The sequence below is a fragment of the Bacillus methanolicus PB1 genome (assembly GCF_000262755.1).
Classification (GTDB): domain Bacteria; phylum Bacillota; class Bacilli; order Bacillales; family Cytobacillaceae; genus Bacillus_Z; species Bacillus_Z methanolicus.
Genome location: NZ_AFEU01000002.1, coordinates 671,199 through 697,020, shown reverse-complemented (window position 1 = coordinate 697,020; position 25,822 = coordinate 671,199). Strand labels below are relative to the sequence as shown.

Sequence of the window (25,822 nt, the reverse complement as noted above, 5' to 3'; positions counted from 1 at the left end):
TTTCCCCCCATGTCTTTTATCCTGATTTTTCAAATAATGAAATAGCGGAACAAGCACCGCATTTCGCGCATCCGGCCATGCTGTTTGCAGAGGATAAATTCTCTTCCTGCAGTACAGCGGCCACCCGGCGGTAAACTTCAAGCATCAAATCACTCGAAGGAGGGGCCGTGTTTTCCAGCTCCGTTCCACGGAGAGGACGAAGCGGAACAACGAATGGATAGACACCTAACCTGGCTGCCCTTCGGCATCCTTCAACCGTTTTTTCCAAGTCCTCTCCAAGCCCGATAATGACATATGTGCTTACTTGATTTCTGCCGAAGACATCCACTGCTTTTTCAAATGCTTGGAAATACACTTCAAGCGAAATCTCGGATTTGGACGGCATCACTTTTTTTCGGACTTCTTCATCAAATGACTCTACATGGAGGCCAATTGAATTTGCGCCCGCATCTTTTAATACTTGATACAATGAATCGTCATTCGGAGGCTCACACTGAACTTGAATGGGGAGCTGGCTTACTTTACGAATGCTTCTTACACATTCAGCCAAATACAGAGCCCCGCGGTCTGTTTCGTTAGGTGTTCCTGTAGTTAACGTAATGTGCTTAATTCCATCAAGCTCTTCCGCCGCTTTCACCACTTCGGCAAGCTGCTCCGGTTTTTTCTGGGCAATGGTGCTTCCCTGCTCCAAAGAATGGCCAATGGCACAAAATTTGCATCGTTTACCCGGCGCCCAGCGGATACAGCTTTGAATGACGGTGCTTGCCAGGACATCTGCTCCGTGAAGGACGGCAATTTTGTTATAGGGAATTCCATCCTTTGTGCTTAATTCATAAAATTTAGGCCGCCGAACAGTTTCCAGAAAAGTAAACGGCAAAGACTTTCCTTCATATTGAAGCGACAGACCGGAGGATCCTTGAGCTAAAGAATAAGGAGAGTTCTCTGCCGGACCATTCAGAGTCGGGATCATAACAGCCTGTCCCTGAAGCAGAAAAGCCTGGTCATCTGTCGGTCCAGCTCCCCCTCTTCTGCCTCCCTTTGTAAGCCCCTCAGTCCGCAGCCCCTTATTCTGAATGTCTACGAGCAAGGATTCCAAGCGATCAGCATGCACGGCTTCTTGTTTCACTTTTTCACTTAAGCTCATACAATCCCCCCATTAATGTAAAATTTCATTACATAGTTTCATAACTTCATATAATGTGATTTTTCATTACCTTATATGTTATTTCTTTTTACATTAAATATAATAATGCGTAATAATGAATATGTAACGAGCCATTTCTTCTGTTTTTTTGCCGACCAATGTAAGATTTTCTTACAATTAGATTGAGGAAATATTCATTTTTACTCTAAAATTTTTAAAAAGGATTCTTTCAGTTCTCTATTTTCGAGTTTGATTTTTTAAGATGATACTAAGGAGGTATAAAATGGAGTGGAGACCAAATAGAGCAAGTGAAGTCCCTTTATATAAACAAATCGCTAATTATTTGGAATCGAGAATATTAAACGGTGAATTTCCACCGGGGAGCCGCTTGCCTTCCGAACGGGTTTTAGCCAATCAATGGAAGGTTAACAGAAGTACGGTCAACTACGCTTTCGAGGAACTGAGGTCCGCCGGACTTGTACATCGCATAGTAGGCCGCGGAACAGTAGTAATCCGAGATTTGCCGGGGAGCGGCGAAAAACAATTTCCTAATTGGGATATATATGTCAAACAAGGCTACTATCCGCCAAATAACCCGGTAAATCAAAACATTTACCGGTTCATTCGAGCGGATGAGGAAATTATTAATTTTGCTATAGGAGAGTTAAGTTCTGACTTGCAGCCTGTAAAATTAATGCAAGATGCCTATAGTTCCATAGAATTAAACAATGATTTAGGCTATGAACACATACAAGGGAATATCACACTGCGAGAAATCATTTCCGAGCATTTGAAAGTTTATCGAAAGATCGATTCTACTCCTTCTTCCCTTTTGATTACATCAGGAGCTCAACAAGCCATCCATCTCATTATTCGAGGTCTGCTTAAACCCGGAGACTCAGTTGCAATTGAAGATCCTTCGTATGCCTATTCGCTTCCGATTTTCCATTCTGAAGGCTTGCATACACATCTATTGCCAGTAGAAAACAAAGGAATTGACCCGGAACAAATTATCACACTGCACAAAAGACACCGCCTTAAGATGCTGTTCCTGAATCCGACTTACCAAAATCCTACAGGAACGACACTTGATCTGGAAAGAAGGCGCAGAATACTTGACATATGCTCAAAATTCGGGATAGCTATTGTAGAAGACGATCCGTACAGTATCACCGGTTATGATGGTACAAGCATCGCCAGTATGAAATCTATGGATAATGAAGGCCTTGTTCTCTATGTTAGCTCATTGACAAAAATTATCGCTTCAGGTCTTCGCATCGGCTGGATTTTGGGGCCGCAAACCGTTATTAACCATTTAGCCGATGTCAAGCAGCAATTTGACTTCATCCATCCCGGTCTTCCGCAATTAATTGCCGCAAAGTTGTTAAGTTCCAAGCATTTTGATGAACACATCAGACATTTGAGGGAAGGATTAAAAATTAAAAGGGACTTGATTGTACGATCCTTAGAAAAGGAACTGAAAGGATCAATCAGCTTTTCCGTTCCGGAAGGAGGCATACATCTTTGGTGTAAATTAAATGATGAGGAAATAGATGAAAACTTGCTTTTCAAAGAGTCTCTAAATAAAGGCGTCGTTTTTGCACCCGGAAGCACATTAGGATCGAAGCATAATTATATACGTTTTACCTACAGCCGAGCAGAAACAAATTGCATTTCCGAAGGGATTCGGCTGTTTGCACAATTGCTGAGGGAGTTGAAAAAAAACGATAAATAAATTTTTTCCTCAACTTAATTCTTTAGATGAAATCTTTATATAAACAGGATCTTTTCATGTTTTTAGAATAGAGGCTGTCTTAAAAGCCAAAGGGTCAGACCCTTATGAGACAGCCTCTTTACTTATTTTTACTGTCTTTTTCTTTCCATTTGTATTTACAAAACAAACAATCATTGCACTTACCATCCAATAGCCGCTCCATCCCCCCGCGGATCGACTCCTCCCTGCAAAAAACCCTGATCATCTATTAAAATTGCATTGGCATGCCCCATTACTTTATCAAACTTATCGACTACTTTAACAATATGTCCTGCTTTATTCAACGAATTTATCACTTCCTGATCTACACGACTTTCTATTTTTAACTCCTGTGTTTCCTCTCCCCATGTTCTTCCCCATACAAATCTCGGTTCGTTAATCGCTTGTTGAGGGTCCATGCAATAATCTATCATTCTTGTAATAATGGCGGTTTGAGTTTGCGGCTGTCCTTCGCCCCCTTGAGTACCATATAGAATATACGGCTTAGCATCTTTAAATGCCATAGCGGGCATAAGAGTATGGAACGTTCTCTTTCTTGGCTCTAGACAATTAACATGCGATGGATCAAGCGAGAAGAAAGAACCTCTATTTTGCATAAGAATGCCCGTGTTCCCTGCAACAACTCCCGAACCAAATTCAAAATAAAGGCTTTGAATAAATGAAACTGCGTTTCCCTCTTCATCTACTACAGCCGCATGAGCAGTGTCGCTTCCAATCGGGGAAGTCATCACCTCGCTCGCTTTCTTCAGTTGAATGGACTGCGCCAGTTCCTTTGCATACGTCTTACTTAATAATTTTTCTAAAGGAATCGAATAAAATTCGGGATCTGTTAATACTTGATTCCGGTCTTGAAAACTTCTTTTCAGCGATTCTACTAATAAATGATAGTACTCAAAAGAACCATGAGGAATTGTTTTAAAATCAAAGTTTTCCAAAATATTCAAAGCCATCAGCCCTGCAAATCCTTGTGAATTAGGCGGTACTTGAAACATTGAATAGCCTCGATAAGAGGAAGTTAATGGTTCCACCCAATCCCCTTTATGATCAGCAAAATCTTCATCAGTTAATAATCCTCCTTTTTCTTGAAGGCTAGATAAAATGCGCCTTGCCAACCCTCCTTTGTAGAAATAATCTCTTCCTTTTACTGCAAGTTCTTTTAACGTATTAGCTAAATTTTTCTGGACAAATTTTTCATTTATTTTTGGAACTCGGTTATTAGGCAAAAAAATGGATGATGTTTCAGGAAATTCACGCAGAACATTCACATTTTTCATCGTGTGTACCCATTGATCTTTTGAAAAAGGAAACCCGGAAGAGGCATATTCAATCGCAGGTTCCAACACATCTGCCAATGAAAGCCTCCCGTATTCTTTTATTATCGCATCCCAGCTGTCGACCATTCCGGGAACTGTGATTACACTTTGAATGCCGCGGTAAGGGATGGAGGATAAACTTCTGTATTTCTCACGTGTAACGTTGCAACCCGAATGCCCGCTCCCGTTATATGCACGTACTTTTTTATCGCCTTTATTGTATAAAAGCCAAAAGGAGTCTCCTCCAAGCCCTGTCATATGGGGGTACACTACAGCTAAACAGGCACTCACGGCTACTGCGGCATCAAAAGCATTTCCTCCTTTCCGTAAAACCCCATTCCCAGCTATTGATGCCAAATAATGAGGGCTTACAACCATTGTTTTCGCTCCAATAATTGTTTGATTCATAGTGCCGCTTCCTCCTTTGGGTACATAGCTTTTCCCTGTATTCGATTATGAACTTATTATAAAAATCTCTGCTAAAAGATTGTTCAATCTTGTCATATTTCTTTACACATTTTTTGTTCGTTTAGAAATTAAATTTATTTATTTTTATTGATTTAGAAATTAATATTGATAATATATTTACTAAAGGAAAGTATTTTTTATTTTTATTTACAAAACGAAAGGAGAGGGATGATGCTTGTTTTCTGATTACCACATTCCTAATTTAGACATTGATGAAATTGACAGAAAAATTCTGACTCGCTTGCATGAAAATAGCCGCATCTCATATACAGATTTAGGAAAAGAAATCGGTTTATCGCGTGTAGCTGTTCAAGCTCGTATTAACAATTTAATCGAGAAAGGGGTTATCGAAAAGTTCACTACTGTCATTAATCCAACCAAAATTGGCATTCACGTATCTGCTTTTTTTAATGTGGAAGTAGAGCCGCAATATTTAGAAGAGGTTGCGGAACAGCTTGCAAAAGAAAATTGTGTCACAAGCTTGTATCATATGACAGGACCGAGCAAACTGCATATGCATGGAATTTTCAAAAACAACCACGAAATGGAAAATTTTTTGACAAAAAAGCTATATCCGATGCGCGGAGTTGTAAGTGTGGACTGTCAAATCTTAATTAAGCGCTATAAAAGCCGAATGGGCATGAAATTATAATCCACAAATAATGAGGAGGAAAAAGAGTGAAATCTTGTTATAAAGATCTCGTACTCGCCATGCTGCGGACGGGGATTTTCGGGTTTGGCGGAGGCCCCTCCGTTATACCGTTAATCCGTTATGAAGCAGTTTTCCGCTATCATTGGCTAAAAGACGAAGAATTTGGGGAAATATTAGCGATTGCCAATACATTACCCGGTCCCATTGCTACAAAAATGGCGGCTTTTTTGGGATATAAACAGAAAGGAATTATAGGGGCCTTTATAAGTGTAACAGCACATATTTTACCTACTTGTTTAGCAATGGTCTTCTTGCTGACAATAGTAAATTTTCTAAATTATTCAACTGCCGTCAAGGGGATGATCTCGGCTGTTATGCCTGTTATTGCTGTCTTGCTTGGACAAATGACCTATGAGTTTGCTTCTAAAACAGTTAAAGGATTAGGAAAATTCGTCGGTTGTCTACTTTTTGTTGTTTCATTTTTAATGCTTAAGATCATTTCTATTCATCCCGCCATTGTCATTGTTTTATTTCTGGCTTATGGAGCTGCTCATTTTAAACTAAAAAACAAACGGCATTCTAAATATAAGGGGATATCGGCATGAATATTTGGATAAGTTTATTTTTGGGTTTCTTTTTGGCAAATGTTCTTGGCTATGGCGGAGGGCCCGCTTCCATCCCTCTTATGTACGAAGAAATTGTTAATCATCACCATTGGTTAACTAATAAAGAATTTTCCAATATGCTTGCATTAGGGAACGCTCTGCCGGGGCCGATCGCTACTAAAATCGCTGCATATGTAGGGTATGATGTGTACGGATGGCTGGGTTTTTCCATCGCCTTGTTCGCTACCGTATTTCCATCCGCTTTCGCTCTTATTTTCCTTTTAAAAATCATTCAGCGGCATCGCCAATCATTGGTTGTAAAAGGAATGACGCTATTCATTCAACCTGTAATAGCCGCCATGATGTTTATATTAACTTGGCAAATGATGAAAGAGTCAACCCTTTCTATCGGTATTGTACAATCCCTTGTTATTGCGTTTATTTCGTTCCTTGCTTTAGAAAAATGGAAGATTCACCCGGCATTCCTAATTACCGCTTCTTTTGCCTATGGAGGGCTTATTCTTCCCCATTTGTAATGGAATGAGTACATGATATAAAACAAATAAGGGCAGCTCACAGGCTACCCTTTTGTTTTGTCACTTTTTTTGAGTTTTTCCGGTAATCCAATGGCCGGTGGGAGATGACGCCATTTTTTCGCCGTTTTTATAAATAAGTTTTCCTCTGCTGAACGTCCCTAATATTTTACACGGAAACGTATGATTGATATAAATACTATGTTTGTTCTTTGAATACAAACTTTCCTCTCTAATAGTGCGGGATTCTTTCAGGCTTATAATGACTAAATCGGCATCAGCTCCTTTTGCAATACTCCCTTTTTGCGGATGGAAACCAAATCGTTTCGCCGGTCTTTCTGATGTCCATTTTATTATTTTTGAAAAAGGAATATTGTATATTAATGACAGCTCAATCATTGCCATTAAAGTGAATTGTCCTCCGCTGATTCCTCCCCAAACTTTAAAAAAATTATTCGATAAATCTTTCAGTTCCCAAGGCGAAGGAGAATGATCAGATGATACAAAATCTATTTGATCAGCCAAAAACAAATCTATAAGTTTCTTTTGATGAGAAGGCTCGCGCAAAGGCGGAGCACATTTGGCAATCGCCCCCATTTGGCGAACATCCTCATGATTAAAGAGCAGATAATGTGGACAAGTTTCAAGCGTTACATCCAATCCTCTTTTTTTTGCCTGTTGTATTTCTTCGACCGCTTCTGCACTGCTTATATGTACAAAATGCAAGGAGCAGCCTGTTAGTTCAGCATATGTGATTGCCTTTCGAACCGCCAGCCATTCTGCAGCAACAGGTCTTGATTGTAAATAGTCATCTGCGCTATTTAACCCAAATTGTTCTTTCTCCCGCTGCAAAAACTGCACCATTGGACCGTCTTCCGCGTGAAGAGCTAATATTTTGTTTAATTCAGCAATAATCTTCATGCCTTGAAGCAATGTGTAATCATCCACCGCCTCAAATTCTTTATTTCCGCTCGGAGACATAAACCCTTTAAATCCTACAACTCCGTTTTCCGCTAGAGGTGTTAAATCTTTTTCATTTCCAGGAACAAGGCCACCCCACAAACCAAAATCTACGAAAGACTTTGCTTCGCCGATTTTTGCTTTTTCAATAAGCGCTTGGACATTAACAGTTGAAGGAATGCCGTTAAGGGGCATATCGAAATATGTCGTACAACCTCCTGCAGCAAGCATATAAGACCCAGTTGCAAAACCTTCCCAGTCTTCCCGTCCAGGTTCACTGAAATGAACATGTATATCAATCACCCCCGGAAACACATACAGATCTTCAGCATTCCAAACAACATTTCCCTTACCATCAATATAATCGCTAATTTCCCATATAACTCCATCTTTTATCGCAATACTAGTCCGTTTTACTCCTTTATCAAACACAACATTTCCATTTTTTATAATTACATCATATTCCACTTACCTCTCATCTCCATTTTTAGAAACAATGAAACTCACTTTATTAGATTAGGTTCTACTTCTTTTAATAATGAAAAATCAATATAGTCTTTTTTATCAGGAACAGTTTGGATATTACCTACCTTTACTAAATATTCCCCTACCTCTTTTCCATTACTTTTATTTAAGAATGAATGGTCGACAGACATACTATATACATTACGATTCATAATCTCCTTCAACTCATTTTCTTTTAAATGCAGCTCTGGAGCTAATATTTTTATAGATTCTTCCCTATGTTCATTAATGTAATCTGTAGCTTTGATTAAAGCTCTAATAATAGCTTTCACTGTATTTGGATTTTCCTTTAAAAAATCATCTGTAGCCTGCAGCGTAGTGTGCACACTCATCCAATCAACTTCTTTATTTTTACCTTCAAAGTTATCTTTAGTGCCGCTGAATAAAAGCTTCCCTCCGTTGTGTATAGCTTTTGTTATGAACGGTTCCCATGCGGCCATTACATCAATATCCCCTTTTTCGAGAGCAGTTAAAGCATCACTAGGAGCTAAATTGACAAATTTTATTTTTTTCATATCGACATTGTAATATTTCGCCATATTTTGAATGGCAATCATTACATCAGCTCCGCTAGGAATTCCAATGGTTTTCCCTTCTAAATCTTTTGGAGAATTAATATTTGAATCCTTTCCGGCTACTACCGCCTGTGTTCCTGCTATTTGCGCAAGAGGGGCAACAATTTTCACCTTTACTCCTGACGATGCTAAAATAATATCCATAAAATTTGTTTGAAAACTAATTGGCGCACTTCCTCCAGCAACCATCGGACCAATATCCGGGCCACTTTCGATAAGCTGGTTGGTAACAGTTAATCCTTCTTCTTTAAAATAGCCAAGTTTTTCAGCAATAATTTGTTGTGATGAAATTTGTGCGTCTCTTACACCTACTAACGTAACTTTCTTTACTTCCGGCTCATCACTTGTTTTCTGACTGCTTTCCTCTTCACTCGCTCCACTTGCAGATTCATTTGAGCTACATGCAACCATGGACAAAACTAAAAAAATCATCAAACATAAAGTAAAAATTTTCTTCATCATCATTCTCCTTCTCCTTTTATTTCTCTATAGCATGATGAAAACCACCAGTTCTCCAATCAAGAAGTTTCTTCTCTATCAGTTTGAAAATGAATGCAAAAAAGCTATATTCTAGTCCTATTAATACGATAGCAACGTACATATCGAGCATTTTCATGTAATTTCGGGCATCAACAATAATGTATCCTAAGCCATTTTTTGCACCCATCATTTCTGACACTACTAATGCTGAAAATGCTAAACCTAAACTAATTTGACATCCTGCTATAATAAATGGGAGCGTTGACGGTATTATAATTTTCGTATATATTTGACGTTCGTTTGCTCCTAGGCTTAGTGCAGAACGAATAAAAGAAGAATTTACGCTTTTAATGCCATCTAACGTATTAGTCATTACAGGAAAAAAAGTCGTCCATGCAATTAGAACTATTTTTGGTATTTCCCCAATTCCAAACCAAATAATAAATAAAGGTAATAACGCAAGAGCTGGGATTGGTCCTATCATATTAAAAATAGGAGTGAACCAAAATTCTATTTTTTTTACCCTTCCCATTAACAAAGCTATTACTATAGCAAATAATGCTCCGAGTAAAAAACCAATGAAAATCCTGATTGTACTAGACAAAACGCTTTGAATGACAAGACCAGATTTACACAACTCCCATCCCTTTATCAAAATAAGCGATGGAGGCGGAAAAAAAACCGGATTCACAATTGAAATGTGCATATTTAATCTTGTCGTTCCTTCCCAAATAATAAAAAACATAATAATCGGTAAAACTTGCAGCTGTTTTTGAAAATTCCAACCTTTCGCTTTTTTTGTAAGTGAAGGGGCAACACGCGGCTCCTCTTGTTTAACAATCGTATTTTCCATAGACGCCTCCTAATTCATAAAATTTTCCCCTATTTCCTCCATCAATTTTCCAAACTCAGGGTCATGATAGTTTCTTGGACGTGGTAAGTTAATTGGGATTTCCGCAGCAACTACTCCATTTTTTATAACAATAATTCTATCTGCCAGATAAATTGCCTCCGCTATATCATGTGTGATGAAAATTATTGTAGGTTTTAATTCTTTCCAAATCCGAGTAAGCTCTGAACGCATATTTTCCCGTGTGAACAAATCTAAAGCTCCAAACGGTTCATCCATTAACAATATTTCTGGTTCACCAGCTAAAGCTCGTGCAATACCAACCCTTTGTTTCATCCCCCCTGAGAGTTGCGTCGGATAATGGTGAGCATATTCTACTAAACTTATTAATTCTAGATAGTTTATCGCTTTTTTTAATGCCTCTTGTTTAGGAACTCCCTGGACGATTGGTCCAAAAGCAATATTTTCAATAACTGTATACCAAGGAAATAATGCATGATCTTGGAAAACAACTCCTCTTTCTTTTGATGGTCTTGTTATTTTTGTTCCGTTTACCTTAATATCTCCTTCATCCGGTTTAATAAATCCAGCAAGTAAATTTAATAAGGTAGATTTTCCACCACCACTATTTCCTAATATGCAGACAAACTCATGAGGCTCAACCAGAAGATTTATGTCCTTTAAAACAAGGCGATTATTGTAACTCTTTTTTACACCTTCAGCTATTAATGTCATATTATCACCTCTATCTTGTTATATTTTGTAACATGAAATGTTATATTTTTATTATAAAACTCACGATTTTTATATTCTATCGCTAAAATATATAAAATTCTGATATTTATTTGGTTAAGTTAACTAAAATATCATTGTTTATAACAATCAAAAGCGTCACTCATTTTTTCTCCACAAATCGAAAATAGCATCTTGCGCAATTCTACAAAACACAAAAGGCCGACTCATAAGCACGATCCATTCGTACTCTTGACTCGACCTTCTTTTCAGAAATTCCTTACCGACCCGCGCCGATTGCTTTGCTTTGTTCAATATATACTTTTAACGCTTCCTGCACTCCTTCTCCTTTGTTAACATGAACACCATGATACACAAGAACCGCTTCAAGAGATGTTAGCACCTTGAGAATATTTTCTTTTCGACAGCTATACCCCATCGTTCCAATCCGCCATATTTTACCGTGCAACGGACCAAAAGAGCTGGCAATTTCAATTCCAAACTCATGTAAAAGCATATGCCGCACCGATTCCCCATCCACTCCATCGGGTATATTCACGCACGTAACAGTAGGCAATTTCCATTTCTTCTCTCCAAACAAAGATAAGCCCATCGCTTCAATTCCTGCTATAAGGGCCCGTTCATGAAGACGGTGCCGATCAAATCTTTCTGTCAGCCCCTCTTCTAAAATAATACGCAACCCTTCTCTCAACGCATAAACCATCGAAGTTGCTTCTGTATGATGGTTTAACCTTCTTGGTCCCCAATAATCTTGAAGTTGACTTAAATCAAAATAATTGCTGATGATTGTTTTTCCGGCAGCAAGAATACTCCTATCCGAATCCGTTTGAATCCCTCTTTCTACTTTTTTACGGGACAGCACTACTTTTTCAATTCGATCGTTATATGTAATCAGGGCCATACCGGATGGAACGGATATGCATTTTTGCGTCCCGCCAATAACTCCATCAAAATGCCATTCATCTGCGTTTACTTCCGTTCCTCCAATAGTGGCTACAGCATCTACAACGAGAAGAATATCCATTTCACGGCAGGCTCTGCCGATTTCTTCGAGAGGCTGCATACATCCAGTCGATGTTTCTCCATGTACAATGGCAACGATCTTTGGCTGCACCCTTTTCATTTCATCAATGACCTCTTCAGGGGCAAATACATTTCCCCATTCGCATTCAATCGTATAGACTTGAGCGCCGTATCTTTCACAAATCTCCGTCAACAAATAACCAAACCGGCCATAAATGGGTATGAGAACTTTATCTCCCTGTTCAATTATGCTGCACAATAATGCTTCAATGCCCGCTCTTGATGTCCCATCAACGGGATAGGCCCACCGATTAGATGTTCGAAACAACTGACGCAACATTTCCATTACTTCGTTCATAATAGTTGTAAAAGCAGGATCAAATTGTCCTAATATTGGGGTGCACATGGCCCGCAAAACTCTCGGATCCACTTCTACCGGTCCGGGGGTCATTATTGTTCTCAAAGGCGTTTCAAGCGGAGAAAATTTCATGATGATCTCAATCCTTTCTATTAATATGCCAATCTATATAAATATTCAATTAAAAACTTAAGGCCGTTTTCTAAATAAAGTTTGTCCGTAAATTCCTTTGGGGAATGGCTAATCCCTTTGCAGCTAGGAACAAAAAAGAGAGCAGTCGGACAATACGTTCCAAAAACTTGTGAATCATGTCCGGCTCCGCTAACTAAAAATTCATAAGATAAGTTCTGATTTTCAGCAATTTCCGCCGACAGTTTTGTTAAATAGAAATCCATCGTTACAGGTTTTACTCTCATCCATTCTTCTACTGATATGCCTACTTCATTTTGCTTTGAAATAATTTTTAAATATTGTAAAATTTCTGAACAAAAATCGTCTAAAAATTCCTCATTGTGATGGCGTACGTCTAATGTAAACATCACTTCCCCGGCAATAACGTTTGGAACATTCGGCTTGGCAATAACTTTTCCAACAGTAGCCATTAAATCTCTTGCCCTTGCTTTGTTTGTAATCAATGTGATCAGCTCCGATGCAATGCTAACAGCATCCTTTCGATAAATCATCGGTGTAGTCCCTGCATGGTTGCTTTCACCAACAACCGTTACATTGTATCGCCGCTGTCCCGAAATATGGCTCACAATCCCCAGTGTTTTTCCTTTTCGTTCCAATATCCTTCCTTGTTCAATATGCAATTCAACAAAACATTGAATATCCTTTTTTAGAGGAGACGGAAACTTCCCCATTCCAAAACCGCAATCTTCCATCGCTTTTACAAAAGAGATGCCTTGTGAATCTGTCATTTCTTGAATCTGTTCAAAAGTATACTTGCCCGTAATAGCTCCCGATCCCCAATACGTAATAGGAAATCGGCTTCCTTCTTCTTCGCATAAAGAAACAACCTCAATGGTTTTTTTAGGAAATCCATAATGATTTAGAAGATATTCCACCGCAAGCAAGCTTGAAATGATTCCATAGGAACCATCATATTTTCCACCATCTATAACCGTATCAATATGCGAACCGGTTAAAATAATTGGCGATGAGGATTCCGTTCCTTCCGCCCTGCCAAATAAATTGCCAACATCATCAAAATATGTACATAGTCCGCATTGATCCATTTTTTTCCTTAAGGCTTCTTGAGCTAAAAGCCAAGGTTCACTGTATAATAATCGAGTAACCCCGCCATTTTCTGTTTTGCCAAAAGAAGAAAGCCATTCAATCATCCTTTCTACTTTTTCCCCCAACTGAAAAGAGGAATGTAAATTGTTCGCCATGCTTTTCCCTCTTTCTGCTTCAAATAATATGATGTGTAACTAAATTTAACATGATATGTTATTTAATTTGATTTTACCTTGATTCTTCTCCATATTCATTGGTAAAATCGTTATAAATTTTATAAATTTTTGTGCAGTTTAACCAATCGAACAAATTAAAAAGGAGTGGAATTGGGAGTATGAAAATTTCAGATATATTACACATACCTGCTTTTGGCAAAGCAAGACTTATTGCAGGTCATAAAGGAAATGAAAGAGAAGTATTTAGTGTAAATATGATGGATGCCCCTGATATCATCCATTATTTGAAGCCAAACGAATTACTTGTTACTACAGCATATCACCTTAAAGACAACCCGCACGATTTACTTGAGTTAATAAAAAACATGAACGAACAACAATGTGCAGGTCTTGCCATTAAAACAAAACGGTTTTTAGAAGAAATCCCAGAAAACGCTCTTGCTTATGCTAATGAAATCGGATTCCCCATCATAGAACTTCCAATAGATATTTCTTTAGGAGAAGTCGTCAATCAATCTTTAAGTTACATCCTCGATAAACGAACAAATGAATTGCTCTTTGCTATTAAAACCCATCAAAAGTTTACTAACCATATTATGAGCGGCAAAGGATTAACATCTTTGCTTGAAAACTTATCTTCCATGATCAAATATCCGATTATTTTGCTGGATAAGCATTTTCGAATCATCGCTTCTTCTCATCCGTTCTCAAAAATTTCTGGCAAACTCTCGAAACTATACACAAATGGATTCCGCCTTTTTTTACCGAACACTTCTCATTCTTGTTTTTCAATTATATCTAACCAAGAAGTTGTTTCCGTTTTTCCAATTTACACCCACGAGAAAAACAGCGGCTGCTTAGCTGTAATAGGTTTTATTCCTTTTTCTAACCCGTCAATTATTTTGGCCATCGAACAAGCAGCCAATGTTATTTCCTTTGAATTAATGAAAGAAAATGCGTTAAAACAATACACAAAAAAAGTGCGCAATGAATTTTTTATTAATTTTATTGAAGGAGCATTCCAATCCGAAGAAGAAATCGCTATTAAAGCAAAAGAATTTCTGATTATCAACGACCAATCTTATATTTGTGCAATTGGAAAGCTTGATGAAAACAATCCTTCGTTAAGTTTCACAGAATTCCACAAAGAAATTGATATTATTTTTGAGTTTATCGAAGAAGAAAGTTATATCTTTTCTAAATCCATTCATCATTTTACAAAAGGAAATATTTGCATTTTGTTATTTCCTTTAATAGAATCCTGGGCAGATCTCAATTCCATCATTCTTCCTTTCCTGCAAGAACTGCAGCTTAAAATCAAAAACAGATATAATCTGACAGTTTCTTTTGGAATTAGCAACCTATGCCAACAATTTATAGATGTCCAAAAAGGATTTAAAGAAGCTTTAGAAGCGCTGCAGACCGGTCGATTGTCAGGAAAGCGCCAATTTATTCAATTCTATCGAAGAAAAGATATTGCCGAGCTTTTAAAGATGATTCCCATACAAGATCTAGAAGATTTTTACAATCAAACATTGCAAAAATTGTCAGGTCAATCGGTAAACGAAAAACAAATCCTATTGCATACATTATTTGTATTTTTAGAAAGCCACTGTCAGATTTCAGAAACAGCCAAGAAACTATTTGTTCATAGAAATACCGTTATTTATCGGTTAGAAAAATGCGAAGAACTAATTGGAAAAAGTCTAAAAGATCCTGATACCACCTTCCGCCTTCGCTTAGCCTTTCGCATCAAAGAATTGCTTCATTTGTAGCAGCAAGCAGGTAGGCCCAACAAACTTTTCGAAAGTTTCCAAAACACAAAAACACAATAGTTTGTCACATTTTATAACACAAATAATGAACTCCTGCAATTTCTCTCCTAATATAATATATAAATTAACAATTTATGTTGTTTTTTAGATCCGGAGATGGAATTTTAGCAGGGAGTCTAACTGTTTTTTAACCTTTCGTTGAAAGAAAAATCAACCGTTAGCAATGCTTTAAAGCCAACAGTAGAATCGTAGTGAAAGGGATTCGACTATGAAATTGGAGCACCTAAATAAAATGAAAGCTTCAGAATTTATCGAAAAGCTTGAAGGGGTTTTTGAGCACTCGCCGTGGGTAGCCGCACAAACCGAGCCGCATCGGCCATTTGTCTCTTTTCAATCTTTATACAACAAAATGGCCGAAATAGTAGAAAATGCTTCAGAAAAAGTAAAACTATCATTAATAAAAATTCACCCAAACCTGGGAACGAAAGCTAAAATAGCTGATTTCTCTCAAAAAGAACAGAAAAATGCCGGGTTAAATGAACTAACGGAAGCCGAATATAATCGTCTTATGTTGCTCAACCAAGAATATATGAACAAATTTGGGTTTCCATTTGTAATGGCAGTTCGTGGAAAAACAAAACAAGATATTTTTATATCTATAAAAGAAAGGCTGAAAAATAATTATACAACAGAATTTGAACAAGCATTGGAAGAAATTAAAAAAATTGCTATGTTTCGTTTACAAGATATAATCGATGAAGGAGAGATGATTTCCATGACCAACTACAAAGAAAGAGTTATAAATTATGGAAAAGGAGACGTTTTTGCCTACCGCACATATTTAAAACCACTTACAGGGGTAAGAACGATTCCTGAATCTTCTTTTTCCGGCCGAAACAATATTATTTTTGGAGTAAATGTAAAAATAGCAGTGGGAGGAGCAAAGTTGTTAACCTCTTTTACGGAAGGAGATAATAGCTTAGTCGTTGCAACGGACTCGATGAAAAATTATATTCAAAGACATTTAGCTAGTTATACTGGAACAACGATTGAAGGATTTTTGAAATATACAGCATCTTCATTTTTAAAGAAATATTCTCATATTGAAACTATTTCATTGATTGGAGAGGAAATTCCATTTGAAACAACTTTAGCATTAAATAATGGAAATATAACAGATAGTGACCTGGTTTTTAAAAGATCCCGAAATGAATATTCATTTGCAACTTTAAATATGGTTCGAAGAGAAAATGACAGAATAGACATTATCGATCAATACAGCGGAATATCTGGCCTTAAATTAATTAAAGTTAGCGGCAATTCTTTTGTCGGCTTTATTCGCGACGAATATACAACCCTTCCAGAAGATGAAAACCGTCCATTATTTGTCTACTTAAATATCAAATGGAGATACAAAAACATCGAAGATTCCTTCGGTGATAATCCGATCAATTATGTCGCTGCCGAACAAATTCGCGACATTGCCACTTCCGTATTTCATCAAACAGAAACACCTTCCATCCAAAACTTAATTTATTTAATAGGCTGCAGAATATTAGAAAGATTTCCTCAACTGCAAGAAGTAAACTTTGAATCTCAAAACCATACATGGGATAAAATCGTAGAAGAAATCCCCGGTTCAAAAGGAAAAGTCTATACTGAACCTCGGCCGCCATACGGATTCCAATGCTTTACTGTTACACAGGAAGATGTGCAGCACAAAAAAGTCCCAATGATTTCTGCTGAAATTCAATAACAAAGGAGCATTTCAGATTTAGATGAGCGGGTTAACGACACATATTTTAGATTTAACACATGGAACACCGGCTGAAAATGTAAAAATAGAGATGTTTTACTTAGAGGATGAATTAGAAACGAAAAAACGGCTGCTGCAAACGACTATCACGAATCAAAATGGCCGTGTTCACCGGCCACTATTAGATCAACACGAAATAGTTCCAGGGACATATGAACTTCTTTTTTACATCGGTGATTATTTTCTGAGAAAAGGTCTGAAACTGGATGAACCTTTATTTTTAGATAAAGTTGTGGTTCGCTTTGGAATTTCTCAACCTAATTCCAATTATCATATTCCTTTGCTTATATCTCCATGGGGATACCAAGTATATCGAGGAAGCTGAAAATATCATGTATGGGGAGGCTGTCTCATAAGGGTCTGGCCCTTAGGTTTTTGAGACAGCCTCCCCTTTTGTTTCATTCTGGAACCAACAAAAAAGCTCCCCCGCAAACTTGCGGGAAAACCCCTGCTCCTTATGACTCAGTTAGTTTCTGAATTGCTCTGATGATGCCGCCATAACCGGTACATCTACATAGATTCCCTGATAATCCTTCTAGAATTTGCTCTTTAGTCGGGTTTGCATATTGGTCGAAAAGTGCTTTTACAGCAATAATCATTCCCGGTGTACAATATCCGCATTGAAATCCTCCTTCTTCCAAAAAAGCCTTTTGAATCGGATGAAGTCCATTCATTCCCAGACCTTCAATCGTTAATATCTCCTTCTGATTTGCTTGATAAGCCCGCACTAAACAAGAATTGACCAGTTTTCCATCCATTATGACTGAACAGGCACCGCATCGGCCAATTTCACAAGAAACTTTTGTGCCCGTTAATTGCAATTCTTCTCTTAATATATCAGCAAGACGCATCGTTGCATTTACAAGCAGTTCCTTTTCTTGACCATTAACAACAAGAGAGATTTTTATTTTTTCCTCCAACGGAGATTTTATTTTTTCTACAATTTTGTTGTCAGCCACTCTTTCATCTCCCTTTGATTCACTGCTTTTACAATTTCCTCACGAGACACAGGCAGCTTAGTAACCCACAAACCAATTGCATCATAGATGGCCTTAACAATCGCCGGAGCAACGGCAACCGTTCCGATTTCTCCTACACCTCTTGGACCATACTCATCCCCCTCGTACAAATCTTCTATAGCTGTTATATTCATAGAAAGAGGAATATCATTTATGGTAGGAATAAGATAGGAGTCGAAATTTTCTGTTACGTACTTTCCCTTTTCCATTAACGCTTCTTCTAACAACGTATACCCTAATGCCATAACTGAGCCGCCTTCAATTTGCCCCAAGTAGCCTGTCGGATAAATCACGGGACCTGCAGCAACCGACTGTTCCAAATTTTTCACCCTTACTATTCCTGTTAATACATCTACTTCGACTCTCGCAGCACAAGCAGCAAAAGAATATAAATAGTGCCCCCCAGGTATGGAATGAGGAGTCGTTGGAAAATGAAACTCCGTCTCAATTTGGATGGGATCATCCTTTGTTTCATAGGCTATTTGCTGATAAGTGATGAGAGGCTCAGTTTTCGATTCGCAGGACCAAATTCCACTGGGACCTAAATACAATTGATCGACTGGCACCCCGGTACATTGAGAAGCTTTTTCTAATAACCGTTTTTTAAAAGGACCTTTCATACGTTGAAGCGCATGCCACACCATGCTTGTTCCCCGCGAAGCTGTAGAAGAACCTGAGCTGGGGACACAATCAGTATCACCAATCGTAATTTTTATATCATTTGATGAGCAGCCAATTTCTTTAATTGCCAGCTGTTCAATGACAGATAACAGCCCTTGGCCAAATTCTTCGAAACCGAAAGAAATTTCAATTTTTCCTTCTTCGTTTAACGATATACGCCCCCCTGCCGGATCTAAACGCCCAAATCCAAGGCCTCCTCCGTGCATCGCAATGGCAACGCCAATACCTGTTTTTTTCCATTGACTGGTGCTTTCTTCCCTTTTTTCTTTATTGTTTAAAAGAAGAGATTGGCTAATCGCTTTTAAAACTTGTGCTGCTCCATCAGTAGGCGCAATCTCTTGGCCTACTGGACCTGGATCATCGGCTTTGCGCAGATTTCTTTTTCTCAACTCCATTGGACAGATCCCAAGCTTGGCCGCCAAACGATCCATTTGCCCTTCCAAAGCAAATGTCACTTGATTGCCCCCAAATCCCCGGAACTCTCCGGCGACGCCATTATTTGTATAGACAGATACCCCTTCAACATGCACATTTCGTATGATATAAGGTCCTGCCGCATGCTCAACAGCAAAATCCAATACAGCCGGACCTAACGTAGCATAAGCGCCGGTATCAGCAATAATTCGTACTTGATGAGCAAGAATTTTGCCACTGCGGCTGGCGCCTGTCTTCATCGTAATCTTCATCGGGTGCCTTTTTAGTCCGGATCTAACAGATTCGCGTCTGCTTTGGTGAATTTTCACCGGACATCCGGTTTTTATTGCCAATAATGCACCGTACGGCTGAATATTCAACTCATCTTTGCCGCCAAAAGATCCACCCATTGGACTGGAAACTACCCTGATTTTACTTTCAGGAATATCTAAAATTCGTGCTAATTGGAAGCGATCTTTATACCCATGCTGCGTTCCGGCATACACTGTAATCCTTCCATCCTTTTCCGGAACAATCACCCCTCCTTCCGTTTCCATATACGCGTGCATTTGACGAGGCAACTCATACGTTTCTTCCACAATAAAATCACATGTTTGAAAAGCTTCTTCTACATTTCCTTTTTGATAGGAAGCTTGATGAAGAATATTTCCGTCAGGATGTAATTGAGGTGCTGAAGGAAGAAGAGCCTTTTCCGGATCATCAATAACAGGCAAAGGCTCATATTCCACTTCGATTAGCTGAAGCGCTTTTTCTGCTATTTCTTCAGTTTCCGCTGCCACAGCAGCTACAGCATCTCCTACATATCGAACCCGATCTTCGCACAAAACCGGCTGATCGGGAAAAATTAGCCCAAATCGATTTAATCCCGGCACATCTTTACTAGTAATAACAGCTCGCACTCCCGGCAGCTCTTCCGCATTTTTTGCAGAGATGGAAATAATTTTTGCATGAGGATACACGCTCCGCAAAATTTTCCCATACAACATATTAGGAAAAGAAAGATCTGTCAAAAATTTCAAATTAGCAGTTACCTTATCAACTCCGTCTGGCCGTTCGAAAGATCCCTGTAAATTACTGGAATAGCTAAAATTCACCATTATCCCTTCCTTTCCCATCCGCTTAATTCAGAAATGATAATGTTGGCCGCTATCCATCGGCGATAGTCATCAGAGTAAAAAACATCAGAAATGGGATAAAATTCATTAATGATCGTTTCATATGCATTCCTTAACAAATCAGGATTTATCGTTTGATCTATCAGCAATTGTTCCGTTTCTTTTAAACGATGGGGACGATTATCTCCTCCGCCTGCGGCTAGTCGAACAAAATCGATCACCCCTGCATCATTTTTGCCTATCACTCCTGAAACCGTTACAACGGATCCTGAAAAAGACTCTCTCCGGCCAACCTTTTTATAAAATTGGGCAGCAAATGAAGAGCGGCGGTATTCCGGCAGGATGACCCCAGTAAGGAGAACTTCGTTATTTTGACTTGTGTTCAACCAATGATCGAGTTTTTCGGTTATTATTGTATTTCCATCAAAGTATGACACTTCCGCATCCATCGTTAGAAGAGCGGGAATGGCATCACCAAACCTATTGGCTACGTTTCCGCCAATTGTTCCTAAGTTGCGAACAGCCGGCGCAGCAATTTGTTGAATGGCTGTTGATAATAAAGACCACTTTTCTTTAATGACAGGATGATTGCGGCAAGCGGCCAATTTGGTCATTGCACCAATTTGCAGAAAATGTTTTGTTCCTTCTGTTTTGTAGTTAATCCCCTCAAGTCCTTCTACTTTTTCAAGACTTATCAATTGAGGAGGGTAAGGCACTCCCTTTTCCCATTGAGTTTGCAGCAGTGTTCCTCCGGCAATAAAACATGATTGCAAATGAAATTTTTCTCGCAATGTCCATGCCTCTTTCATGTCCGCAGGAGTCCAAACTTGTGCATCCAGCATCCTCATGCCCATTTTTATATCCCTCCTTCTCTCGCCAATTCCGTAACCTTCCTTTGTGTCAATATTAAGAAAGCCTTTCGATCTTCATTGAGGATGGAAAAGCCTGATGTTTCCTTTAATTTTGTATAGTCCTATAAAAGATTGTTTTCGATGGTGGAGTATGTGCCATCACTTTTCCTTTACTGATCACATATCGGCAATGTGGCTGATACCGAATTAAGTCAATCGTATTTTGAACGGAAAAAGTAATTAAATTTGCTTCATTTCCTTTTTTAATTCCATAAGAATCGGCAATTTGAAGGGTCCTTGCACCATTTATGGAAATCATATTTATAATTTCTTCCAGTTCATCGCTTCCTGTCAGATGACCGGCGTGGACAGCCATATGTGCAGCTTGAAGGATATTTCCACTGCCTAATGGATAAAAGGGAGTCATAATATCGTCATGGGCAATGCAAACATTTATATGTTTTTGAATCATCTCTTTTATTCTTGTTACTCCCCGCCCTTTTGGATATGAATCGTATCTCCCCTGCATGACCGTATTAATTAATGGGCAAGAGACAATATTAATCTTAGAAATTGAAATTAAATCCAGTAGTTTTGATGCATAACTATCCGGATAATAGACCATGGCACAAGTATGGCAAGCAGTCACTTTTTCCTTTAATCCCGATGTAATCGCATAAGAAGCAACTGTTTCAACAAACCTTGATTGGGAGTCATCAATTTCATCACAAAAAATATGAATAAAGGTGTTATATTTTTCAGCTAAAGAAAAACAAAATTTAATTGATTCAATACCTTCCTCCCTTGTTCTTTCCAGGTGGGGAACAGCACTTATACCATCAACTCCAAGCTTAATAGCCTCTATCATTCTTTTCTTATTTTCAGGAAAAGATATTAATCCGTTTTGAGGAAAGGCAATAATTTGAAGATTCAAGATCGTGCTAAAGTCTTCTTTCACCTTAAGCAGCGCTTTTAAGGCAGTCAAACGTTCATCTGAAATATCAACAATGGCCCTTACATATAAAACACCATGTTTTAAGAGCTGGCAGAGCGCTTTAATAGCCCGGTTATATACATCATCTTCCGTCAACATTTGCTTTCGTTCATTCCATATAGAAATTCCTTCAAAAAGAGAACCGCTTTGATTCCATCTCGGCTCCCCTGCAGTATATACTGTATCCAAATGAATATGAGTTTCTACAAACGGCGGCATTACTAAATCACCGCAGCCGTCAATCTCTTCTTTTCCCTTAATAGGAGTACGGCTAATTTCAGCTATGAATTCGTTTTCAATACCTATATAATATTGCTCTTCTATTTTAGGGAGCCTGACATTTTTTAAAACGAGGTCATACATAGCGGACATTCCTTTTTTCAAATAATTCATGTTGTTTTTGAATGGAATTCCAATAAAACGCCAGAACACTATCGCCCCAGTCTTCGACTATTTTGGAATGATAAATCCATCTCCCTTTATGGAATACATATCTCTCAGATGGTAAATTTGTAAATATTTCTTCTATTGATCCCGCTCTTAAAATAACGAAACTGGCCTTTGAACCTTGTTGGACCCCATGATTGTTTATATGCAATAATTTGGCAGGCTCCTCTGTGATCATTTTAATAACCTGTTTTTGCCCGGCATTGCTACCTAAATGTGCGGCATATGCAGTTAATAAACCAATTTGAAGCAAATCTGCCTTTCCAAATGGATGAAACGGATCATTCACATTATCAGAAGCAGCTGCTAAAGTTACTCCTCTTTGTAATATTTCGTTAATCCTAGTAACACCTCTGCGAACAATTCCACTGTCGAATCGCCCTTGCAAATACATATTGGCACCAGGCAAAGTTACCGCTCCAATTTCTGCTTCAGCCATTCTGTCAATTAAAAGAAGAGCTTTTTCATGTTCCATTGGCGCCAATGAACAAAGATGCCCAACTACAACTCGATTTTGAAATTGGTGTTCTACCGTTTTTTGAATAATATAATCAAGTGTACATACGTTTGGATCATCGCTTTCATCTGCGTGCAAATCAATTGGTTTATCATGTTTTTCTGCTAAATCAAACAAAAAATCGATTTCTTTTTCAGGATCAACAGCCAGATGTGGAGCTCCTCCAATTCCATCAACCCCCATGTTAATCGCTTCCTCGATCCACTCCAATTTTCTTTTGGAAGAATCATCAGGCCATGAAAACATAGGAAAAATTTGAATATCTATATATGGCTTTAATTTTTCTCTCGCTCTTAAAACAGCTTCTAATGCACGGAACACTACGTCTTCCCCTAATGCCACTTCAAAATTGACATGAGTGCGAATTGCAGCAGTTCCGTGTGAAAGCGCATTAAGTGCAGTTTTAATAGCGCGATATTCTATTTCTTCTACTGAAAAAAAAGGGGATTGTTGCCTGTAATTTAGAATCGCTTCCTCGAGCGTCCCGCTGTGGTTAGCAACTTTATTGAGAGAGCAGGCTTTATCTAAATGCATATGGGCGTCTATGAAACTTGGGAGTAAGACGCTGCCTTGGCAATCAATTGTTTTGAGAGAAGTCGGCGGTGGAGATAACGATAATCCATCCAGTTTTATTACATTTTTCATTTCTAAATAAGAAGATTGTTTTCGTATCAGTTCGTAGCTTCCATTTTTAATTATTATTTCAAATAGTTGATTAGAATCATATAAAGGCAAAAAAACATTAATAAGATGGACGGTATCCATGTAATCTCCCTTCTTTCTTTAAACGGGGACCGACCCATATGTTTTTTCTCCAGTCAGTCCCGATCTTTTTCTTATTTATTCGGCAGAAATTCTATTGTGTAAGCTTTATTAATATCTTCTTTCTTTTTAATGAGCCCTAAATCAATAAGTTGTTTTTGCAATGTAAGCCATCTTTCTTTTGACATATAGCCAATTCCTTTTTCCGCAGCATCATGGCCATATATGAAATCTTTTTGCTGTTCAGCTCCAAACTTCATCGCTTCAATCGTTAAATCAGGGTTATATTTTTGCAAAAATGGATTAATTTCATCGGAATAGTCCTTATAGTACTCCCAACCCCTGATCGTTGCTTCCATAAAACGTTTTACAAGATCAGGATTTTCTTTAATCATTTTTTCCGTAGTGAAAATAACATTGGCATATGGCTGATAACCTGAATCATGAATCAGCAAATACTTTGTTTCAACACCTTGCTGCTTTAAAGAAAAGGGCTCTGCTGTTATGTAACATTGGGTAGCTGCTTTTTTGTCCCGGATAAACTGGGTCAGCTGGCCGTTATATGTCATTTCTTTTACTTTATCGAGTTTATATGCCTTCTTTATATATTCCCAATATCCTACCCCCGGAGCAGTGTAAACAGTCCGGCCATTTAAGTCGGAAAAATCTTTAATATTTTGATCTGCATGATACAAAATTGCCTGCGGATTAACCTGGAAAATGGCGCCGATTGCAACAACCGGAATTCCCTGATCCCGTGCCAGTAATATATCGTCGGCTTGAACAATCCCAAAATCCGCTTCTCCCGATGCAACCATTTGAGTCGACGATATTTGCGGCCCCCCGGGTTCTATTGTCATATCAATACCTGCATCTTTATAGAAATTTTTCATTAAAGCCGCATAGTTTCCTCCATGTTCTGGTTCCGCAAACCAGTTGGTCACTTGTTTCACTTTCACTAAATCTTTTGAGTCATCGTTAGTTTTTTCAGATGTATTTGTTGATTCGGTAGATGCAGATCGATTTCCACATCCAGCTAAAAGAAGAAGTGGAAATATCAATAAAATTAATAACGTTTTAAAACTATTTCTTTGTCTTCTCATCTTTTTTCCCCCTATTTTCCAGTTATTTATTTTTCCATTTTCATTTCAGATTCGTGCCAAGAACCAAGAACTGCTTTTGAAATCAAGCTGATAAGCAAATAAAAGAAAATACCTAAAAGCGAGGCGGCTAAACCGCAAGCAAATAAGTATGATGTTTGCAAGCGGGAAGAAGCAACTGTTATGGAATACCCTAACCCGCCATCCCCTCCCCCAATTCCGGCAATATATTCACCGACAATGGCTCCAATGACCGCCAACGTACAAGAAATTTTCAATCCAGCCATCATATACGGCAGAGCTGCCGGTAATCGAAGCTTCCACATCGTTTGCCACTTCATCGCATTATAAAGGACAAACAAGTTTTCCATGTTTCGATCAACGGAACGCAATCCGATAAGAGTATTTGACAACATTGGAAAAAAACCGATAATAAATGCAATAATGACAATTGCATTCATTCCCGAACCAAACCATATAACAATAATAGGTGCGATGGCTACAACCGGTATTGTTTGCAGAATAATTGCATATGGATACAAACTTCGTTCAAGCCATTTGGAATTTGCCATAATAATCGCTCCTAATACTCCTCCAATCACGCTCAAAATAAAACCGATCACCGATTCCGCTACGGTTCGTTGAACCGCGGTGAAAAATTGTTCCTGATTTTCTAAAACAGATTGGTAAATATCAGTAGGCTTAGGAATTAAGTAAGCCGGTATTTGTAATAGTTGGATTCCAAACTGCCAAAATAGCATAAAGAAAATAAATACCATAGTTGGGGGCAACCATTGTTTATATTTAATGGACGGAACTATTATTTTATTATTCCGAAAATTTCCGATAGTTTTTGGAGCTTCCATTTTCATTTCACCTCAT

At 38.3% G+C, this 25,822-nt stretch carries 22 protein-coding genes; 7 read left to right on the top strand and 15 right to left on the bottom strand.

The genetic code is table 11. The features are described from left to right. Positions 1 to 16: 16 nt before the first annotated feature. Positions 17 to 1,144 (bottom strand): MSMEG_0568 family radical SAM protein, encoded by a 1,128-nt coding sequence (locus PB1_RS08455; protein ID WP_003351901.1) that lies wholly within the window; start codon positions 1,142 to 1,144, stop codon positions 17 to 19. 283 nt (positions 1,145 to 1,427) lie between these two features. Here PB1_RS08455 and PB1_RS08450 point away from each other — a divergent pair, with 283 nt between their 5' ends. Then, the gene (locus tag PB1_RS08450; RefSeq protein ID WP_003351900.1) at positions 1,428 to 2,879 is read left to right on the top strand and encodes an aminotransferase-like domain-containing protein; all 1,452 of its coding nucleotides are present in this window, start codon (positions 1,428 to 1,430) and stop codon (positions 2,877 to 2,879) included. Positions 2,880 to 3,058: 179 nt separating this feature from the next. On the opposite strand, the gene ggt is transcribed toward PB1_RS08450, so the two are convergent. Further along, the gene (ggt, locus tag PB1_RS08445; protein ID WP_003351899.1) at positions 3,059 to 4,639 is read right to left on the bottom strand and encodes a gamma-glutamyltransferase; all 1,581 of its coding nucleotides are present in this window, start codon (positions 4,637 to 4,639) and stop codon (positions 3,059 to 3,061) included. Between the two features lie 235 nt (positions 4,640 to 4,874). On the opposite strand from ggt, the gene PB1_RS08440 reads away from it, so the two are divergent. The 3 genes from PB1_RS08440 to PB1_RS08430 are packed head-to-tail and all read left to right on the top strand — an operon-like array spanning position 4,875 to position 6,492. After that, on the top strand, positions 4,875 to 5,351 hold the full coding sequence (locus PB1_RS08440) for a chromate efflux transcriptional regulator ChrS (protein ID WP_003351898.1): 477 nt from the start codon (positions 4,875 to 4,877) through the stop codon (positions 5,349 to 5,351). Between the two features lie 26 nt (positions 5,352 to 5,377). Then, positions 5,378 to 5,956, top strand: a complete 579-nt coding sequence (locus PB1_RS08435) for a chromate efflux transporter ChrB (RefSeq protein WP_003351896.1) — start codon at positions 5,378 to 5,380, stop codon at positions 5,954 to 5,956. Further along, the gene (locus PB1_RS08430) at positions 5,953 to 6,492 is read left to right on the top strand and encodes a chromate efflux transporter ChrA (RefSeq protein WP_003351895.1); all 540 of its coding nucleotides are present in this window, start codon (positions 5,953 to 5,955) and stop codon (positions 6,490 to 6,492) included. Before PB1_RS08435 ends, PB1_RS08430 begins: the two co-directional genes overlap by 4 nt. 60 nt (positions 6,493 to 6,552) lie before the next feature. Here PB1_RS08430 and allB read toward each other — a convergent pair whose 3' ends face one another. The 6 genes from allB to allC form a co-directional block, all read right to left on the bottom strand. Further along, positions 6,553 to 7,917 carry an allantoinase AllB gene (gene allB / locus PB1_RS08425; protein WP_003351894.1) on the bottom strand — a complete coding sequence of 455 codons (1,365 nt, stop codon included), beginning with the start codon at positions 7,915 to 7,917 and terminating at the stop codon, positions 6,553 to 6,555. A gap of 35 nt (positions 7,918 to 7,952) precedes the next feature. After that, entirely contained in the window at positions 7,953 to 9,011 is a 1,059-nt protein-coding gene (locus tag PB1_RS08420) for an ABC transporter substrate-binding protein (RefSeq protein WP_003351893.1), read from the bottom strand. A gap of 16 nt (positions 9,012 to 9,027) precedes the next feature. Further along, complete coding sequence (locus tag PB1_RS08415; protein WP_003351892.1) at positions 9,028 to 9,882, bottom strand: ABC transporter permease; 855 nt, start codon at positions 9,880 to 9,882, stop codon at positions 9,028 to 9,030. Between the two features lie 9 nt (positions 9,883 to 9,891). Further along, the gene (locus PB1_RS08410; RefSeq protein ID WP_003351891.1) at positions 9,892 to 10,614 is read right to left on the bottom strand and encodes an ABC transporter ATP-binding protein; all 723 of its coding nucleotides are present in this window, start codon (positions 10,612 to 10,614) and stop codon (positions 9,892 to 9,894) included. 277 nt (positions 10,615 to 10,891) lie between these two features. After that, positions 10,892 to 12,145 carry a pyridoxal-phosphate-dependent aminotransferase family protein gene (locus tag PB1_RS08405; RefSeq protein WP_003351890.1) on the bottom strand — a complete coding sequence of 418 codons (1,254 nt, stop codon included), beginning with the start codon at positions 12,143 to 12,145 and terminating at the stop codon, positions 10,892 to 10,894. Between the two features lie 20 nt (positions 12,146 to 12,165). Next, positions 12,166 to 13,407, bottom strand: coding sequence for an allantoate deiminase (gene allC / locus PB1_RS08400; RefSeq protein WP_003351889.1), 1,242 nt, complete (start codon positions 13,405 to 13,407; stop codon positions 12,166 to 12,168). A gap of 179 nt (positions 13,408 to 13,586) precedes the next feature. Between allC and PB1_RS08395 the strand changes: the two genes are divergently transcribed. The 3 genes from PB1_RS08395 to uraH all read left to right on the top strand — a co-directional run bounded on the left by PB1_RS08395 (position 13,587) and on the right by uraH (position 17,344). After that, a complete protein-coding gene (locus tag PB1_RS08395) occupies positions 13,587 to 15,203 on the top strand; it encodes a PucR family transcriptional regulator (protein WP_003351888.1) in 1,617 nt (538 codons plus the stop codon). 268 nt (positions 15,204 to 15,471) lie between these two features. Next, positions 15,472 to 16,959, top strand: a complete 1,488-nt coding sequence (pucL, locus tag PB1_RS08390) for a factor-independent urate hydroxylase (protein ID WP_034645029.1) — start codon at positions 15,472 to 15,474, stop codon at positions 16,957 to 16,959. Positions 16,960 to 16,981: 22 nt separating this feature from the next. Then, positions 16,982 to 17,344: a hydroxyisourate hydrolase gene (uraH, locus tag PB1_RS08385; protein WP_003351886.1), complete on the top strand. Its 363-nt coding sequence runs from the start codon at positions 16,982 to 16,984 to the stop codon at positions 17,342 to 17,344. 130 nt (positions 17,345 to 17,474) lie between these two features. Here uraH and PB1_RS08380 read toward each other — a convergent pair whose 3' ends face one another. The 7 genes from PB1_RS08380 to PB1_RS08350 form a co-directional block, all read right to left on the bottom strand. Then, positions 17,475 to 17,978 carry a (2Fe-2S)-binding protein gene (locus PB1_RS08380; RefSeq protein WP_003351884.1) on the bottom strand — a complete coding sequence of 168 codons (504 nt, stop codon included), beginning with the start codon at positions 17,976 to 17,978 and terminating at the stop codon, positions 17,475 to 17,477. Further along, on the bottom strand, positions 17,957 to 20,251 hold the full coding sequence (gene pucD, locus PB1_RS08375; RefSeq protein WP_003351882.1) for a xanthine dehydrogenase subunit D: 2,295 nt from the start codon (positions 20,249 to 20,251) through the stop codon (positions 17,957 to 17,959). Before pucD ends, PB1_RS08380 begins: the two co-directional genes overlap by 22 nt. Next, complete coding sequence (locus PB1_RS08370; protein ID WP_003351881.1) at positions 20,251 to 21,123, bottom strand: FAD binding domain-containing protein; 873 nt, start codon at positions 21,121 to 21,123, stop codon at positions 20,251 to 20,253. The genes pucD and PB1_RS08370 overlap by 1 nt, the downstream gene beginning before the upstream one ends. 103 nt (positions 21,124 to 21,226) lie before the next feature. After that, on the bottom strand, positions 21,227 to 22,477 hold the full coding sequence (codA, locus tag PB1_RS08365; protein ID WP_003351880.1) for a cytosine deaminase: 1,251 nt from the start codon (positions 22,475 to 22,477) through the stop codon (positions 21,227 to 21,229). Continuing rightward, entirely contained in the window at positions 22,470 to 23,843 is a 1,374-nt protein-coding gene (locus tag PB1_RS08360) for an amidohydrolase family protein (RefSeq protein WP_003351879.1), read from the bottom strand. Before PB1_RS08360 ends, codA begins: the two co-directional genes overlap by 8 nt. Positions 23,844 to 23,914: 71 nt before the next feature. Beyond that, on the bottom strand, positions 23,915 to 24,943 hold the full coding sequence (locus tag PB1_RS08355; protein ID WP_003351878.1) for an ABC transporter substrate-binding protein: 1,029 nt from the start codon (positions 24,941 to 24,943) through the stop codon (positions 23,915 to 23,917). A 26-nt stretch (positions 24,944 to 24,969) separates the two neighbouring features. Beyond that, positions 24,970 to 25,806 (bottom strand): ABC transporter permease, encoded by an 837-nt coding sequence (locus PB1_RS08350; protein WP_003351877.1) that lies wholly within the window; start codon positions 25,804 to 25,806, stop codon positions 24,970 to 24,972. Positions 25,807 to 25,822: the final 16 nt, after the last annotated feature.